Raw genomic sequence first — 15,436 nt, forward strand, 5'->3', positions numbered from 1 at the left:
TACCAATATTTGGCATTGGTTTATGCTTACACGATGCCTTTTAATTTACCAATCGCTTTAACCTGGTTGCGCGTTGCCGCCATCCCATTATTGCTAGCCATTTTTTACTTACCTAATTCTTGGTTATCTCCGTTTGATCAAAATCTATTTGCAACGATTTTATTTGTTTCAGCAGCCATCACAGATTGGTTAGACGGTTTTCTGGCTAGACGTCTTAAACAAGAATCGGCTTTTGGGCAGTTTCTAGATCCAGTCGCGGATAAACTCATCGTAGCTGCCGCATTGCTAGTTCTGCTCAATATGGACCGTGTTCAGGTTTGGGTGGCCCTAGTCATTATTGGACGCGAGATTACGATCTCGGCACTGCGTGAATGGATGGCACTCCTAGGCGCGGGCAGAAGTGTGGCAGTGCATTTGGTTGGTAAGCTCAAAACTACGGCACAGCTGATAGCGATTCCTTTTTTACTGCTCAATGACACTCTTTTTGGTTGGCTAAATTGTGCTCGGGTCGGAACCTGGTTGATTTGGGTTGCTGCTTTTTTAACCTTATGGTCAATGTTCTATTACCTGCAAAAGGCCTTACCCCAACTGAGTGGCAAGGCCAATTAAGCTGAGGTAGCACCTCTCTTAAATTGAAATAATGCTCTCTTGGCGATTGTTTGTTAAACTGTCGCCCTGTTATGCGGGAATAGCTCAGCTGGTAGAGCGATACCTTGCCAAGGTATAGGTCGGGAGTTCGAACCTCCTTTCCCGCTCCAATTTTGATGGGAAGCCCTGAAAAGCTTCCCATTTTTGATTCAAGTTCTGGCGCGTTGGCCGAGTGGTTAGGCAGGAGCCTGCAAAGCTTCGTACGGGGGTTCGATTCCCTCACGCGCCTCCAACTATTTCCCTTGACGAAATAGTGGCTTCACCTAAAATACTTCTAGTTGCTGTAATTTGTATGACTCTAGAAAAAATAATCGAAAAGAGCAAAACATGACTTTATTCAAAATGATCAAAGCCGGATTCTTAATTCTCTTAGGCTCCGTATTATTTGCTTGCGCATCAGGCGATTCTCCAAGTGGTACACAAGCTGAAGTCCAAGAAGTCCAGACTCAACTATTGGGTGATATGCCTTTGCCACAAGGCGCCAAAATTGTTGGTGGTGAGTCCATCATCATTGGGCGCGGTGATCAATGGGTAGGGCGCGCAGTGATTAATGCTCTGCAAGGCGCAACTGATGTTTACGCTTTCTTCCAATCTGAGTATCCTAAGGCTGGCTGGAATACAGTCAGTGCAGTCAAGGCTAAGACCAGTATTTTGGTATTCACCAAAGGTGATAGAACGGCAACGGTCGAAGTTTCCGAGGGTTCATTTAGTGGACCCAAGACAATCATTGTGATTACTTCATCTCCCAAGAACGCGAATGTGATTTCTCCTACTAAGCGTTAAGACTGGCAGGAAGTACATAAGCAAAAGGCCTCTAACGAGGCCTTTTCTATTAGTGCTTTAGCTAAGCTCTATAAGCCGCCTGACCGAATCAAACCAACTGCTTGACCTTCGATAGCGAAGTTCGCTTGCCGGGAGTCCACCACAATATTTTTGAAGTCGGGGTTCTCTGCTTGTAGTTCGATTACTAGACCGTCTGCAGTTTTCTTTTGCTGCCAACGTTTGACAGTGACTTCGTCATCTAAGCGCGCAATCACAATATCACCATTGCGTACTTCAGTAGTTTTGCGAACGGCAAGGTAATCACCATCTAAAATGCCGGCATCGCGCATGCTCATGCCTTTTACTTTAAGTAAATAATCAGCACCTTTGCTAAATAAACTCGGATCAATTGGAACGTGTTTCTCAATATGCTCAATCGCCATGATGGGGGAGCCTGCAGCAACTCTACCAATAAGAGGCAGAGTCAATTGTTGTAACGCGCCCGAAGGTAAGGACATTTGACGTGGGCGAGATTGAGTGTGGGATTGGTTGAAGCGTTGTGGAATCCGAATGCCGCGTGATGTACCAGGACTCAATTCAACATAACCTTTACGAGCTAAAGCGCGCAAGTGTTCCTCAGCTGCATTGGCAGATGCAAAACCTAAGCGCGTTGCAATTTCTGCGCGAGTAGGTGGCAGACCACTTTCTTCAATCGCGCTGGTAATAAGTTCCAAAATCTCACTTTGGCGGGGAGTGAGTTTGGGGAGGGCAGCTAGCTCCTCAGGGAAATCGACTGTATTTATGTCCATGCTGTGATTGTATACAGCAGTTTTGGACAATTCAAGAGAATTTGGGAAGCGGGATAATGAACCATGAGCACAAAAACCACAAATACCTCGAGTTCTCCCCATATCCTGATTCTCGGAATGGGCGGCACGATCGCTGGGGTGACTCCTAATCCCTCTGCAAACCCCCTTCAGTATGAGGCTGGACAATTGGGCGTGGACACCCTGCTGAGCCAGTTAAAGTCGGCTCTTCCGGAGGGCATCCGCCTTATCCCCCAGCAGCTTGCCAATATCAACAGTCGCAATCTGAGTGAAGAGCTGCTAACCCAGCTCGGCAATGCCGTCAGGGAATCCCTTTTAAATCCTCAAGTCTCGGGGATCGTGATCACCCATGGTACGGATACCTTGGAAGAGACTGGACTATTTCTCCAGTCCACTTGCAGCAAGCTGGCTGCAAGCTTAGGTAAGCGGGTGGTTTTGACTGGTGCGATGCTACCAGCCAATGCGCCTGGGGCGGATGGGCCAAAGAACTTGATGGCTTCGATTGGCTGGGCTGCCACCTCCTTGGATAATGCCCCAGGCGGGGTTTATGGGGTGTTTTCAGGCCAGGTTTGCTTGGCTGCAGATCTTGCCAAACGGCATAGCAGCGCCCTCAATGCCCCCATCCAAGACTCACCTTCAAGCCCAATGCACTTAATTAACCCCTCTTGGTTGTCGATGGTTCGTGAGACTTTGGCGAACTTCAAGGCAGATTTGCCGATCCCAGCAGAAGATGCTTGGCCCTGGGTCGAGATTTTGACTAGCCATGCAGGCGCTAGAGAGGCAGCTATTGCCCATTGGCTTAAAACAGGTGTCAGAGGCTTGGTAGTCGCGGGCTCGGGCTTGGGAGGCTTTCATGATGCCTGGAAGTTTGCTTTAGAGCAGGCTGCTAAGCAGGGCATAGGCATTGTGAGAAGCACTCGCACTGGCGCAGGCCCGGTTTATCCCAATATTCCAGAGCAAGATGCCCCAGGCTTCATGGCCTCTGGAAAGCTTTCGAGCGCCAAAGCCAGGGTGGCCTTGCAATTGGCGTTAAATGCTGCAGATTTAGAAGGCGGTAGCGCTAAATCGCTGACTTGGCAGGATTTTTTTGCTAGAATAGCGGTCTTGCCTGAAGTCAGGTAAGGGTTTTAGGTTTACCTACAATTTGTTACTACCTTGCCACACTGGTCGCTAAGTTCCACAACCATCAGAACTTAGCAAGACGCCCAGGTGGCTTTACCCTAAAGGAGTGTTAGATGCGTCATTATGAAATCGTTTTTATCGTCCACCCGGACCAAAGCGAGCAAGTGCCAGCGATGATTGATCGCTACAAGGCGACCTTAGCTGCCAGCGGCGGCAAAGTTCATCGTATTGAAGATTGGGGTCGTCGTCAGATGGCTTACATGATCGACAAACTTGCTAAAGCCCATTACGTTTGTATGAATATTGAGTGCGACCAGAAAACTCTGGAAGAGCTCGAGCATGCGTTCAAGTTTAATGATGCTGTTTTGCGTCATCTCATCATCAAGACTAAGAAAGCTGAAACAGAGCCCTCCATCATGATGAAAGAAGTTCAACGTGAAGAAGCACGCAAACAAGCTCATACCGATGCGCCTGAATTGGCCGTCTAAGTAAGAAATTTGAAGAGGAAAACAGAGACTACGAAACGAAATAGAGTGGCGGAACGGCGTTGAATCATTTCACCCTAACTGCACGCTTGGTTGCTAAAGACGCAATTCGATTTACCCCCGCTGGAATACCAGTAATGCATTGCCAGTTAGAACATGCTGGTGAAGCTAACGAAGTAGGAGTAGCGAGGAAAATTCAGATGAGTGTTGAAGCTATTGCAATCGGTCCGATTCAAAAGGGCATAGAGCAAATGGATTTAGGAGCCAAGGCAGTGTTTGAAGGATTCCTAGCCCCCAAGACCTTACGTAATCAAAGACTCGTTTTCCACATTACCCATATTCAATTGAAAGATTAAAGAGGAATCATCATGGCGTTTGGAAAGAAACCCGATTTCAAAAAGAAGCCCGCTCAGAACCCATTGTTCAAGCGTAAGCGTTATTGCCGTTTTACTGTTGCTGGTGTTGAGCAGATCGATTACAAAGATGTCGATACCTTGAAGGACTTCATTGCTGAAAATGCAAAGATTACCCCTGCACGTTTGACCGGCACAAAAGCAAAGTATCAGCGTCAATTGGACACCGCTATCAAGCGTGCCCGTTTCTTGGCTCTGTTGCCTTTCTCAGATCAACATAAGAAATAATTAGGAGCCCACTATGCAAATTATTCTTTTAGAAAAAGTGACCAATTTGGGCAATCTTGGCGACGTAGTTCGTGTCAAAGATGGCTACGCTCGTAATTTCTTGATCCCACAACGCAAAGCCCGGCGTGCAACTGAAGCGGCGATTGCTGACTTCGCTGTGCGTCGCGCTGAATTGGAAAAGCTGGCTGCTGAGAAATTGGCTGCTGCGCAAGCAATTGGCGTGAAGTTGAAAGACCTCGTTTTAGAAATTAGTCAAAAAGCTGGCGTAGATGGCCGTTTGTTCGGTTCGGTTACTAATCATGACATTGCTGATGGTTTAAAGACCAAGGGTTTTGTGATTGAAAAAGCGTCTATTCGTATGCCTACTGGCCCATTGAAAATGGTTGGTGATCACCCTGTAGCGGTTGCTGTTCATACCGATGTAGTGGCTGATATCACCATTCGTGTCATTGGCGAGCAAGCTTAAGTTTTAGACCTGTAAACTAGCCTCATGGCTGAATCCCGTTCACGTTCTGTTACGCTGAATCCCGGCATGACGGGTTCTGGGGACTCAGTCTTGCAGGCTTTAAAAGTCCCGCCTCACTCCGTAGAAGCCGAGCAGTCACTGCTCGGCGGTCTACTTCTCGATAACACCGCCTGGGACCGTTTGGGCGGCGTGTTAACTGATAAAGATTTCTATCGTCCTGAGCATGCCTTGGTATTTAAGGTACTGGCACGACTAATTGGTGAGAATCAACCCGCTGACGTAATTACTGTGCACGACGCCGTTAAGGCAGAGCAGGGCGGCGATCTCGTTAGTATTGATTATTTAAATTCTTTAGCGCAGAACACACCCAGCTCAGCAAATATCAAAGGCTACGCTGATATCGTGCGTGATCGCAGTATTCTGCGGCGCTTAATTGAAGTCTCAGACAGTATTGTGAACTCGGCTTTTGTGCCTGAAGGTCGCACTGTCAGAACTTTGCTTGATGAGGCAGAGTCTCGCATTTTGCAGATCGGTGAAGAGGGCAATCGCAAAAACGACTGGCTCGAAATCGAACCTTTGCTCAAATCTGTTGTTGCACGAATCGATGAGCTTTATAACCGTCAAGGTGGAAGCGATATCACTGGTATTGCTACAGGCTTCATCGATCTAGACAAACAAACGAGTGGCTTACAAAAAGGTGATTTGGTTATTGTGGCCGGTAGACCCTCTATGGGCAAGGCGCAACCTTTAGACGCAAAGATCAAAACGGTTGATGGTTGGAAGTTGATGGGTGATTTACGTTTTGGCGATCGCCTCGCTTCGGTGGATGGTCAGCATTCAATGGTGACTGGCATTTACCCACAAGGCCTTAAGCAGATATACAAAGTCACTTTTTCAGATGGTCGTCAAGCAGAGTGTTGCGATGAGCACCTATGGCGTGTGATGTATCGCGATTGGTCTGAGCCGCGCGTTATCAATACAGCTCGTTTAATGGAAATGCTGCAGTGTGTTCGATATAAGAACAGACTATGGATTGACCCTGTATCAGGTGATTTTGGTCATTCGAATGCATTGCCAATTCATCCCTGGGTATTGGGTGCATTGCTTGGCGATGGAACTTTGGCTTTATCTCATACCAGCATTTCATTCTCTACCAAATCTCCAGAGTTGGTAGAGCGTATGAATTTACTTGCGAACTATGAGATGGAGTTGGTGCATGCTAATGCATACGACTGGAGAATAGTCTCTAAAGCGAGAGTCGCAGCCAATGGTGCACGTCAAACAGTTCCAACAAATTATTTTAGGTCTGCATTGCAGGATATAGGTGTTCTTGGGTGCAGAAGTTTTGATAAATATATTCCAGCAACTTATCTTGAGGCCAATAAGAATTCTCGTCTCGCTTTATTTCAGGGGCTAATGGACACTGATGGCTGGATTGAGAAGTGGGGCTCCATTCGCTTTTGTACAGCAAGCAAGCAATTGTCTGAAGATGTTGCATCTTTAGCCAGATCATTGGGTGGCTTTTGCTCAATAGCGCATAAGCAGACAAGCTATACCTACAAGGGTGAAAAGAAGCAAGGTCGCCTCAGTTATGTTCTAAATATGAGTTTTGGCCCTGGTTTTCAAGCGTTTACTCTGCCTGAAAAGACTGAAAGGTTACGAGCAAGTTGGGATCGTCAACGCAGGCTTTCATTCAAAAGTATTGAACCCTCCAGGATGTCTGAGGCGCAATGTATTTCAGTGAGTCATCCTCAGAGAACATATATAACGGACGATTACGTTGTTACCCATAACACCGCATTTGCACTGAATATTGCCGAGAACGTAGCCCTTTCTGAAGGTTTGCCAGTAGTTCTCTTCTCGATGGAGATGTCGGGTGAGCAATTGGCCTCTCGTTTACTAGGTTCGGTAGGCAAGGTAGATCAGAGTCGAATGCGTACTGGCAAGTTGCAAGATGATGAGTGGCCTCGCGTGACTGATGCCATTGCCCGCCTCAGTAATACCCAAATTCTGATTGATGAAACCGGCTCTTTATCGAGTCTCGAGCTCCGTGCTCGCGCTAGACGCATTGCCCGAAACTTTGGCGGCACACTCGGCTTGGTCGTGATCGACTATTTGCAGCTCATGAGTGGTAGTGGTGGCTCTAGTTCTGAAAACCGTGCCACGGAAATCTCTGAGATCTCCCGTTCCTTAAAGTCGCTTGCAAAAGAACTGCAATGCCCTGTAGTTGCCCTGTCTCAGTTAAACCGGGGTCTTGAGCAACGTCCTAATAAACGCCCCATCATGTCTGACTTGCGGGAGTCAGGCGCGATTGAGCAAGATGCTGACTTAATCATGTTTATTTATCGTGACGAGGTCTATCACCCAGATACCACGACAGATAAAGGTATGGCAGAGATCATTATTGGTAAACAGCGTAATGGTCCGATCGGGACAATCCGCCTGAGCTGGCAAGGTCCATATACCAAGTTCGATAACTTGGCACTAGGATCTATTGGCTACTCCTCTGGTGGCTACGAGCCGTTTTAATTCGCGCGCTGGCTTGAGAAGCTAAACCTTCTCGCTTCCGTAAAGCGTGCTGCCCAGTAAGGGCTTTCAATTTGCTCTAAACGAACTGTGCCACCTGCACTAGGGGCATGGACAAAACGTCCTTGACCCACATAAATGCCTGCGTGTGAATACTTTTCACCGGTGGTATTAAAGAACAACAAATCACCTGGTGCGGGCGCTTGATTATCAACACTGCGACCCTTATTACTCATCTCTTGGATGGTCCGCGGTAATTTGATGCTTGCAGCCTTGAGATAGACGTAGTTGATTAAGCCACTGCAATCAAAGCCACCATTCGGATTATTGCCACCCCAGCGATAAGGAACGCCCACTAAACCGACTGCTGCAATCGAAATGTCTTCAGTACCCACACTCGTATCATTTTTGAATTGAGCGAGCTTAGGATTGGAGTGCTTACCTGTTGAGCTGGAGAAGGTGCTACAACCCGATAGTGCTAGCAAAGCACAAATAAAAATGCCGCACCCCAGGAGAGTGCGGCATGATGATTGCGATTTAGAGTGCGTCTGCAGCATGATCCGCAAGACGGGAACGCTCGCCCCGAGCTAAGGTAATGTGGCCGCCATGACGCCAACCCTTAAAGCGATCGACAACATAGGTCAGACCCGAAGACCCCTCAGTCAAGTAAGGCGTATCAATCTGAGCAATATTACCCAAGCACACAATCTTTGTGCCAGGACCTGCACGGGTAACTAAAGTTTTCATTTGCTTTGGTGTTAAGTTTTGCGCCTCGTCAATGATCACAAACTTGCTAACAAAGGTTCTGCCGCGCATAAAGTTCATGCTCTTTACTTTGATGCGTGAACGAATCAGTTCTTGGGTGGCAGCACGGCCCCATTCACCAGCGTTATCGTCGTTGCGATGAAGCACTTCGAGGTTATCGTCAAATGCTCCCATCCAAGGCTGCATTTTTTCTTCTTCGGTGCCTGGTAAGAAGCCAATATCTTCCCCAACAGGAACTGTGGCACGTGTGATGATGATTTCGTTATAGCGTTTGCTATCGAGTACTTGTTCGAGACCAGCGGCCAAGGCTAATAAGGTTTTGCCTGTACCGGCTTGGCCCAAGAGTGTTACAAAATCAATCTCAGGATTCATGAGCAGGTTCATTGCAAAGTTCTGCTCACGATTACGTGCTGTGACACTCCACACATTATTCTTTTGATGAGAAAAATCTCTCAAGGTTTGGAGTAGGGCAGTCTTACCATTGATCTCGCGTACTTGAGCGTAGAAAGGCGTGGAGCCGTCAGGATTCTCTTGGTATACAAATTGATTGACCAGCATGCTTGGCACAGCTGGGCCAGTCACACGATAGAACATGGTGCCTGACTTAGAGTCAGCCCAGCTTTCCATCGATTTACCATGCTTAGGCCAGAAATCGGCTGCCAGCGTCATGACACCCGAGTACATTAGGTCGCGATCTTCTAAGACTTGATCATTGAAATAATCTTCTGCAGGCAATCCCAAGGCGCGCGCCTTGATACGCATATTGATATCTTTAGAAACCAGCACTACCTCTTGGCCTTGGCGAGTTTTTTGTAATTCACTCACTACCGCCAAGATCATGTTGTCGCCTTTACCTTCAGGCAAACCTTCAGGCAAAGCTTGGGTCGATAACTTGGTTTGGAAGTAGAGGCGACCAGAAACATCTTGGTTGCCTAGCTTGTTCAGTGGAATGCCTTCATCTAGCGAACCATTGGTGCCGGCAATCAGTTGGTCGAGCGAGCGGCTAACGGTTCGGGCATTACGCGCTACTTCGGTCATACCCTTCTTATGGTTATCTAACTCTTCCAGAGTGGTCATTGGCAAGAATAGATCGTGCTCATCAAAGCGGAAGAGCGAGCTAGGATCGTGCATCAACACATTGGTATCGAGCACAAACAAGCTGGGTGGGCCGGTACGGATGATTCGCTTTGGCTTTTCTGGAGCTGGAGCTTTAGCCTCGGTGCGCTGAATTTGCGCTGGGCGATGATCGCTTTTAATCTTCTCTAAGGCTTCTTCTGCAGCAGATAAATCGACCTCATCATCACTAGCCCAATCAGGCGCATGATTTTCCATCACAACAGGTTTTGCTGGAGCAGGACGTTTCTTTAAATCAGGTGTGTCTTTGGTGCTCAATTTCACTTGACCAGCAATTTGAGTTGGGATGGGGGGCAATGGCATGCAGCTCTCCTAAAAGAAAAAACCGCCAAGCGATTTGCGTTGACGGTTTGTGATGAAACTGGATACAAAAAAGAGGGGGTTACTTACCGTGCCTGCTCTAGAGTCTTCAGGCTGATGATTCAAACGGATTGTCAGACTTTCCCGTCGTTTACGGTGCATATAAATACTTTACCCCAAATTTAAGGCTTTGCAAGCAACTGCAGCAAATTTATTTAATTGCCTGGGCAACTTGTAATACTTCTGTCACATGACCGGGAACTTTCAGGCCGCGCCACTCCTTGACCAGCTTGCCTGAAGCGTCAAATAGGAAGGTGCTGCGCTCAACGCCACGGACTTGTTTCCCATACATATTTTTCATTTTCATGACGCCAAAAAGCTGGCATAGTTTTTCTTCGGTATCGGCTACCAATTCAAATGGCAGACCCAACTTACTGCGGAAGTTATCGTGTGACTTGAGGTTATCGCGGGAGACGCCAACGACCAAAGTATTGGCTTTGGTAAATGCCTCAATGTGATCTCTGAACTCGCCAGATTCAGCCGTGCATCCAGGAGTCATATCTTTAGGATAAAAGTAGAGCACCAGTTTTTTGCCTTTTGCAGACTCTGGGCTGAAGGTCAGTCCTGATGTGGCAGGAATCGCACAGTTAGGGATATTGTGGCCGATGGATACAGTCATATTGGTCTCTCTTAAGTGTTAATGGGTTTGTACGATTAGTTCACCACTGCGATTCGGAATCTCGGCCCAAGCTAGGGGGAGTACCGCTATCTTATCAAGCTGTTTTGTTGCTTCCCAGGATTGATGTAACTCTCCCATTGTGACTAGATCATGACCCTGCTCTAGCCATTCTCGAATCAAGGCTTCAAAGGCGGGGAGGAGTTTTTGCCCTTCGAGTTCAGCATGCAATGTGAAGACTTGGTCATTAGGGTTGCTTTGGGTAATAGCCAGTATTTGTTTCACCGCATCGAGTTCTGAAGCCCCATCTACACCAATGAGTTCATCAAATGTGGGGAGGGTGGTTGGATATTGGACGTGTTTTGCTTTACCAGATGGAAGTGCCAAGCGGTAGGGCATGAGGTTTGGTTCAGATCGACCATCAGAGGAGAAGCGAATACCCCATTGATCGAGTTGCTCAAAAGCGGCCTCATTCATTTGCCAGCCTGCTGCTCCATAGGTGATTGGAGGATGGCCAAAGATCTCTACAAAGCGATCCCAGCTCTTTTGCATTTGCGTTTGAGTCCACTGTGGATCTCGATCACGGACGGCATCTTGCCAGGCTACATGGTCCCAAGTATGAATGCCAGTCTCATGACCCGATTGATCAACAGCACGCATTTCATTAGCCGCCTCCTTGCCAATATCTGGCCCAGGCAACAGAACGCCATACAAGAGTGTTTTAAGTCCGTAGTGTTCTAAGACAGAGGTGCGACTCACTTTTTTCAGAAAGCCTGGACGAAAGACGCGCTTTAATGCCCAACCGGTATGGTCTGGCCCTAAGCTAAATAAAAAGGTAGCCTTTAAATTGTGCCGTTGGAGGAGGCGCCCTAAATTGGGGACGCCTTCTTGAGTGCCGCGTAAGGTATCAACATCAACCTTGAGAGCAATTTTTGCCATGGACCCCGAATTATTCTGAGTCGACGAGCTGGCGGGCTTTATCCACATCCATACGATAAGCTTCAAAGATATTCTTGAGCGCATCGGTCATCGTGGTTGTAGGTTTCCAGCCTAATTCAGCCATAGTGTTATCGATTGCAGGGACGCGGTTCTGAACGTCTTGATAGCCCTCGCCGTAATAGGCGCCTGAAGTAGTCTCAACAATCTTCACTTCTTTAGCAGTCTTGGCGTACTCAGGAATGCTTCTAGCAATCTCGAGCATCTGATTAGCGAGTTCGCGCACAGAGTGATTATTTTTAGGATTGCCAATGTTATAAATCTTGCCATTAGCAACATCATTCTTGTTCGCAATAATGTGCATCAAAGCATCGATACCATCATCAATATAAGTGAAGGCTCTTTTTTGAGCGCCACCATCCACTAAGTTAATGGGTTCACCACGAACGATGTGACCCAAGAACTGGGTTACCACGCGTGAGGAACCTTCTTTAGGTGTGTAGATGCTGTCTAGACCAGGCCCAATCCAATTGAACGGACGGAACAGGGTAAAGCGTAAACCTTCCATGCCGTAACCCCAGATCACGCGATCCATCAGCTGTTTAGAGCAGGCATAAATCCAACGGGGTTTGTTAATCGGACCGTAAACTAAATTGGATGTGCCGGGATCAAACTCGCTGTCTTCGCACATGCCGTAGACTTCTGAGGTTGAAGGGAAGACCAAATGCTTTTTGTATTTCATCGCAGAGCGCACGATGGGCAAATTAGCCTCAAAGTCGAGCTCAAATACTTTAAGTGGTTGCTGAACATAAGTTGCAGGGGTTGCAATTGCAACTAAGGGCAGGATCACATCGCATTTACGAATATGGTATTCAACCCATTCTTTATTGATGGTGATATCACCCTCAAAGAAATGCATCCGTGGATGATTGATCAAATCGCCTAAGCGATCGTTTTGCATGTCCATGCCATAGACATCCCAATCAGTCGTCTCCAAAATACGTTTGGAGAGGTGGTGGCCGATAAAGCCATTAACACCCAGAATGAGTACTTTTTTCATCTTCTTACTGCCCCGTTTTCATGAAGTTTTGTTTGCGGGATACCAATCCAGAATTTCCAGAGCCTGATGGTCTCCGCAGATGCCAAATACCCGATTATCAACCACTTGGACTCCTGGGGTCTGAAGATCAAGCCCCCGCGGAAATGGCCCGTCCAAACGGGTTTTAGCCACAATCTGCGTTTGCCCGTGATATTCGGTAAAAGCGCCAGGATAGGGGGGTGCTACCGCGCGGACCAAGTTATGAACCTGCTGAGCTGTTTGGCCCCAGATAATCCGTCCGTCTTCAGGCTTGCGTCCACCAAAATAACTACCCTCACTCAAAAGATTGGGTTCGCGAGGAACTTGGCCATGGAGCAGTTTTGGAAGAACGCTTTTGAGAACTACTACAGCGGCCTTACTCACTTTGGTAAATACCTCTGTTGCGGTTTCATTAGGACCAATCGTTACTGCTTCTTGACCAACAATATCGCCTGCATCGGGCTTGGCTTCCATGATGTGTAAGCTCGCACCGGTTTCGGATTCACCATGCAGTATCGCCCAATTAACCGGCGCTCTACCACGATACTTTGGTAGTAATGAACCATGCATATTCAGAGCTGCGATCTTGGCGCAACTCAGAAGCTCTGCAGGAATCATATAGCGGTAATAAAAAGAAAATAGATAGTCTGGTGCAAGTACTTGGAGTTTTGGAGCAAGACTTACTAATTCACTAGCGCTTGGCTGAACATAAGGTATCTGTTTTTCTTGACAGAGTTTAGCAACACTACCAAACCAAACATTCTCATTAGGATCATCGTGATGCGTTACCACCAGATCGACTTGAACGCCTGCATCCAGCAAGGCCTGTAAGCAATTGACGCCTACATCGTGATAAGCAAAGACGACTACACGCAATTATTTTTTCTCGAGAACAGTTTTGACAACATAGCGAGGACGTTGTCTAACCTGTTGGTAGATACGCCCAATGTATTCGCCTACTAAACCGAGACCAAATAACATCACGCCGATCAAGAAGAAGGTTAAAGCGAAGAGGGTAAAGACGCCCTCTACCTCTGCGCCTAGCAAGAAGCGACGTACCAAGAGGTAGACAAACAGGCTGCCTGCAGCCAAGGCAAGCAGCATGCCCAAAATAGAGAAGATCTGAAGTGGCATCACTGAGAAGCCGGTAACTAAGTCAAAGTTCAAGCGAATCAACTGATAGAGGCTGTATTTGGATTCACCAGCAAAACGCTCTTCGTGCTTTACCGAAATCTCTACTGGGTTAGCAGCAAAGGTGTAAGCAAGGGCTGGAATGAAAGTGTTGCTCTCATCACATTGACGGACCAAGTCCACAATTCGACGGCTATAAGCTCTTAACATGCAGCCTTGATCGGTCATCGTAATATGGGTAATGCTGTGGCGCAGACGATTCATCATGCGTGATGCAAATTTACGAAAGAAGCTGTCACGGCGGTTTGCACGAATCGTGCCAACGTAATCATGACCCTTAAGTAATTCGACAACTAAAGCATCAATTTCTTCGGGAGGATTTTGAAGATCAGCATCCAGGGTAATGATGTAATCGCCCCCAGCATATTCGAAGCCTGCCATGATTGCCATGTGCTGACCAAAATTACTATGAAATAACAGAACGCGGGTTTGGTCAGGGCGAAGCTCAAATTGCTTGCTAAGCATTCCAGCCGAACGATCTTTGCTGCCATCGTTTACGAAGATGATTTCGTAGGAGAGTTGATGCTTGGCTGCTACGCTATCCATTGCAGGGTAGAGACGATCAAAGAGGGCTTGAAGACCATCTTCCTCGTTATATACCGGGATAACGATGCTCAGTTGAGGCTTATTGGCTGGGGTGGCTATATTCGCAGTCATGCCGCAATTTTGCCTGATCTTGGCATTTAGCCCTTATTCTGACCTAGAGAGGCACTTAAAGGACTATTTAGCGTGTTTTTTGAGGATGGCAACCATGCTCTTGGAGATGAACTCAACGTTCACCTGGGTGAGGCCCGGGAATAGCGGTAGGGTCAAAATTGATTTGCCGATGCGCTCAGCAATTGGTGTAGCACCGACTTGATACCCCAGTTTTTTGTAAAGACTAAAGCCAGTGATGGCTGGGTAATGTACCCCTGTACCAATGCCCATCTCTTTTAGTTCTGTCATGACTTGCGCGCGATCAACATGGAGTTGATTTAATGGTAAGACCACTTGAAACATATGCCAATTTGTCTCAGTGAAATTTTCTGGGGGTAACTCTAAGTTCAAACTCTCAAGACCAGCGGTTTTCATTTCTTGACGAAGAGTTGCAAAGTAGTGACGCGCTAACTCAGCACGTTTAGCCTGAAATTGAGGGAGCTGTTTGAGTTGATGTAAGCCAATGACCGCATTGACATCGGTGAGGTTGTCCTTACCACCAAGTACATCGACGTCCATGCCATCCATACCTTGCCGAGTCACGCCCTGTAAACGTAACTTCTCAGCAAGTTTTGCCTCATCTAGATTATTGAAAACCAGGCAGCCGCCTTCAACGGTCGAAAGATTTTTATTGGCCTGAAAACTAAAACTCACAAGATCACCGATGCTACCGATTTTATGACCTTTCCAAGTCGAGCCTATTGCTTGTGCAGCATCTTCAATCACGCGCAATTTGTATTGTTTAGCTAAGCTATGAAGTTCATCCATATTGACCGGTAAGCCTGCAAGATAGACGGGCATGATGGCGCGTGTCTTAGAGGTAACTACAGCGGCAACTTTGGCTAAGTCGAGATTGCGGGTGATCGGATCAATATCAACAAAGACGGGCTTAGCACCCACACCCAAAATCACATTAGAGGTAGCAACCCAAGAGATGGGGGTAGTAATCACTTCGTCGCCTTCGCCAATGCCTGCTACTTGGAGAGCAATCTTCATGGTAGCCGTGCCGTTAGCAAAGCAACGTACTGGACGACCGCCAAAATAGTCACTCAAGGCAGATTCAAACTCGGCTAACTTGGGGCCTGATGTAACCCAACCCGAGCGCAATACTTCACCAACAGCATCAATCGTAGCTTGATCAAAGCTGGGGCGCGTAAACGGAATAAAGGGGGTATCTGCCATG

At 47.3% G+C, this 15,436-nt stretch carries 17 protein-coding genes and 2 tRNA genes; 10 read left to right on the forward strand and 9 right to left on the reverse strand.

The features are described from left to right. Window positions 1-33 precede the first annotated feature (33 nt). The 4 genes from pgsA (at window position 34) to Pas1_RS02665 (ending at window position 1,431) form a co-directional block, all read left to right on the forward strand. Window positions 34-609, forward strand: a complete 576-nt coding sequence (gene pgsA, locus Pas1_RS02650) for a CDP-diacylglycerol--glycerol-3-phosphate 3-phosphatidyltransferase (protein ID WP_112204657.1) — start codon at window positions 34-36, stop codon at window positions 607-609. Window positions 610-682: 73 nt separating this feature from the next. Then, a tRNA-Gly gene (locus Pas1_RS02655) sits at window positions 683-758 on the forward strand. A gap of 48 nt (window positions 759-806) precedes the next feature. Then, window positions 807-880: transfer RNA gene (locus tag Pas1_RS02660), tRNA-Cys, on the forward strand. Window positions 881-975: 95 nt separating this feature from the next. Next, window positions 976-1,431 carry a hypothetical protein gene (locus Pas1_RS02665; RefSeq protein ID WP_112294421.1) on the forward strand — a complete coding sequence of 152 codons (456 nt, stop codon included), beginning with the start codon at window positions 976-978 and terminating at the stop codon, window positions 1,429-1,431. A 68-nt stretch (window positions 1,432-1,499) separates the two neighbouring features. Here the strand turns inward: Pas1_RS02665 and lexA are convergent, their stop codons facing one another. Then, window positions 1,500-2,219 (reverse strand): transcriptional repressor LexA, encoded by a 720-nt coding sequence (gene lexA / locus Pas1_RS02670; RefSeq protein WP_112204653.1) that lies wholly within the window; start codon window positions 2,217-2,219, stop codon window positions 1,500-1,502. 63 nt (window positions 2,220-2,282) lie between these two features. On the opposite strand from lexA, the gene Pas1_RS02675 reads away from it, so the two are divergent. From Pas1_RS02675 to dnaB, 6 genes are all read left to right on the forward strand, one after another. After that, a complete protein-coding gene (locus tag Pas1_RS02675) occupies window positions 2,283-3,359 on the forward strand; it encodes an asparaginase (RefSeq protein ID WP_112209516.1) in 1,077 nt (358 codons plus the stop codon). 113 nt (window positions 3,360-3,472) lie between these two features. Further along, window positions 3,473-3,847, forward strand: coding sequence for a 30S ribosomal protein S6 (gene rpsF, locus Pas1_RS02680; protein WP_112204649.1), 375 nt, complete (start codon window positions 3,473-3,475; stop codon window positions 3,845-3,847). Between the two features lie 59 nt (window positions 3,848-3,906). After that, window positions 3,907-4,200 (forward strand): primosomal replication protein N, encoded by a 294-nt coding sequence (gene priB, locus Pas1_RS02685; RefSeq protein ID WP_112204647.1) that lies wholly within the window; start codon window positions 3,907-3,909, stop codon window positions 4,198-4,200. Window positions 4,201-4,212: 12 nt separating this feature from the next. Further along, window positions 4,213-4,485, forward strand: a complete 273-nt coding sequence (gene rpsR, locus Pas1_RS02690; RefSeq protein ID WP_112204645.1) for a 30S ribosomal protein S18 — start codon at window positions 4,213-4,215, stop codon at window positions 4,483-4,485. Window positions 4,486-4,498: 13 nt separating this feature from the next. After that, window positions 4,499-4,951: a 50S ribosomal protein L9 gene (gene rplI, locus Pas1_RS02695; protein WP_112204643.1), complete on the forward strand. Its 453-nt coding sequence runs from the start codon at window positions 4,499-4,501 to the stop codon at window positions 4,949-4,951. 24 nt (window positions 4,952-4,975) lie between these two features. Next, complete coding sequence (dnaB, locus tag Pas1_RS02700; RefSeq protein ID WP_112294422.1) at window positions 4,976-7,480, forward strand: replicative DNA helicase; 2,505 nt, start codon at window positions 4,976-4,978, stop codon at window positions 7,478-7,480. Here the strand turns inward: dnaB and Pas1_RS09735 are convergent. The 8 genes from Pas1_RS09735 to Pas1_RS02740 all read right to left on the reverse strand — a co-directional run bounded on the left by Pas1_RS09735 (window position 7,477) and on the right by Pas1_RS02740 (window position 15,435). Then, window positions 7,477-8,034, reverse strand: a complete 558-nt coding sequence (locus Pas1_RS09735) for a C40 family peptidase (protein ID WP_112237503.1) — start codon at window positions 8,032-8,034, stop codon at window positions 7,477-7,479. The two genes, dnaB and Pas1_RS09735, sit on opposite strands and share 4 nt — an antisense overlap. Further along, window positions 8,015-9,679 carry a PhoH family protein gene (locus tag Pas1_RS02710; protein ID WP_112209512.1) on the reverse strand — a complete coding sequence of 555 codons (1,665 nt, stop codon included), beginning with the start codon at window positions 9,677-9,679 and terminating at the stop codon, window positions 8,015-8,017. Before Pas1_RS02710 ends, Pas1_RS09735 begins: the two co-directional genes overlap by 20 nt. A 208-nt stretch (window positions 9,680-9,887) precedes the next feature. After that, a complete protein-coding gene (locus tag Pas1_RS02715; RefSeq protein ID WP_112294423.1) occupies window positions 9,888-10,355 on the reverse strand; it encodes a peroxiredoxin in 468 nt (155 codons plus the stop codon). A gap of 18 nt (window positions 10,356-10,373) precedes the next feature. Then, window positions 10,374-11,291 (reverse strand): polysaccharide deacetylase family protein, encoded by a 918-nt coding sequence (locus tag Pas1_RS02720; RefSeq protein WP_112294424.1) that lies wholly within the window; start codon window positions 11,289-11,291, stop codon window positions 10,374-10,376. 10 nt (window positions 11,292-11,301) lie between these two features. Continuing rightward, on the reverse strand, window positions 11,302-12,348 hold the full coding sequence (locus tag Pas1_RS02725; protein WP_112209510.1) for a bifunctional UDP-4-keto-pentose/UDP-xylose synthase: 1,047 nt from the start codon (window positions 12,346-12,348) through the stop codon (window positions 11,302-11,304). Window positions 12,349-12,366: 18 nt separating this feature from the next. Continuing rightward, the gene (locus Pas1_RS02730) at window positions 12,367-13,242 is read right to left on the reverse strand and encodes a formyltransferase (protein ID WP_112209509.1); all 876 of its coding nucleotides are present in this window, start codon (window positions 13,240-13,242) and stop codon (window positions 12,367-12,369) included. After that, window positions 13,243-14,214, reverse strand: coding sequence for a glycosyltransferase (locus tag Pas1_RS02735; protein ID WP_112204627.1), 972 nt, complete (start codon window positions 14,212-14,214; stop codon window positions 13,243-13,245). It lies immediately after the preceding gene. A gap of 63 nt (window positions 14,215-14,277) precedes the next feature. After that, window positions 14,278-15,435 (reverse strand): DegT/DnrJ/EryC1/StrS family aminotransferase, encoded by a 1,158-nt coding sequence (locus tag Pas1_RS02740; RefSeq protein WP_112294425.1) that lies wholly within the window; start codon window positions 15,433-15,435, stop codon window positions 14,278-14,280. Window position 15,436: the final 1 nt, after the last annotated feature.

This window comes from Polynucleobacter paneuropaeus (genome assembly GCF_003261235.1).
In the GTDB taxonomy this organism is placed as follows: Bacteria; Pseudomonadota; Gammaproteobacteria; order Burkholderiales; family Burkholderiaceae; genus Polynucleobacter; species Polynucleobacter paneuropaeus.

Coding starts and splice junctions, on each gene's coding strand:
- rplI (WP_112204643.1), top strand. CDS start 4,499: ATGCAAATTATTCTTTTAGAAAAAGTGACCAATTTGGGCAATCTTGGC.
- Pas1_RS02710 (WP_112209512.1), bottom strand. CDS start 9,679: ATGCCATTGCCCCCCATCCCAACTCAAATTGCTGGTCAAGTGAAATTG.
- Pas1_RS02720 (WP_112294424.1), bottom strand. CDS start 11,291: ATGGCAAAAATTGCTCTCAAGGTTGATGTTGATACCTTACGCGGCACT.
- Pas1_RS02715 (WP_112294423.1), bottom strand. CDS start 10,355: ATGACTGTATCCATCGGCCACAATATCCCTAACTGTGCGATTCCTGCC.
- rpsR (WP_112204645.1), top strand. CDS start 4,213: ATGGCGTTTGGAAAGAAACCCGATTTCAAAAAGAAGCCCGCTCAGAAC.
- Pas1_RS02665 (WP_112294421.1), top strand. CDS start 976: ATGACTTTATTCAAAATGATCAAAGCCGGATTCTTAATTCTCTTAGGC.
- Pas1_RS02725 (WP_112209510.1), bottom strand. CDS start 12,348: ATGAAAAAAGTACTCATTCTGGGTGTTAATGGCTTTATCGGCCACCAC.
- rpsF (WP_112204649.1), top strand. CDS start 3,473: ATGCGTCATTATGAAATCGTTTTTATCGTCCACCCGGACCAAAGCGAG.
- dnaB (WP_112294422.1), top strand. CDS start 4,976: ATGGCTGAATCCCGTTCACGTTCTGTTACGCTGAATCCCGGCATGACG.
- Pas1_RS02740 (WP_112294425.1), bottom strand. CDS start 15,435: ATGGCAGATACCCCCTTTATTCCGTTTACGCGCCCCAGCTTTGATCAA.
- Pas1_RS02735 (WP_112204627.1), bottom strand. CDS start 14,214: ATGACTGCGAATATAGCCACCCCAGCCAATAAGCCTCAACTGAGCATC.
- Pas1_RS02675 (WP_112209516.1), top strand. CDS start 2,283: ATGAGCACAAAAACCACAAATACCTCGAGTTCTCCCCATATCCTGATT.
- Pas1_RS09735 (WP_112237503.1), bottom strand. CDS start 8,034: ATGCTGCAGACGCACTCTAAATCGCAATCATCATGCCGCACTCTCCTG.
- pgsA (WP_112204657.1), top strand. CDS start 34: ATGCCTTTTAATTTACCAATCGCTTTAACCTGGTTGCGCGTTGCCGCC.
- lexA (WP_112204653.1), bottom strand. CDS start 2,219: ATGGACATAAATACAGTCGATTTCCCTGAGGAGCTAGCTGCCCTCCCC.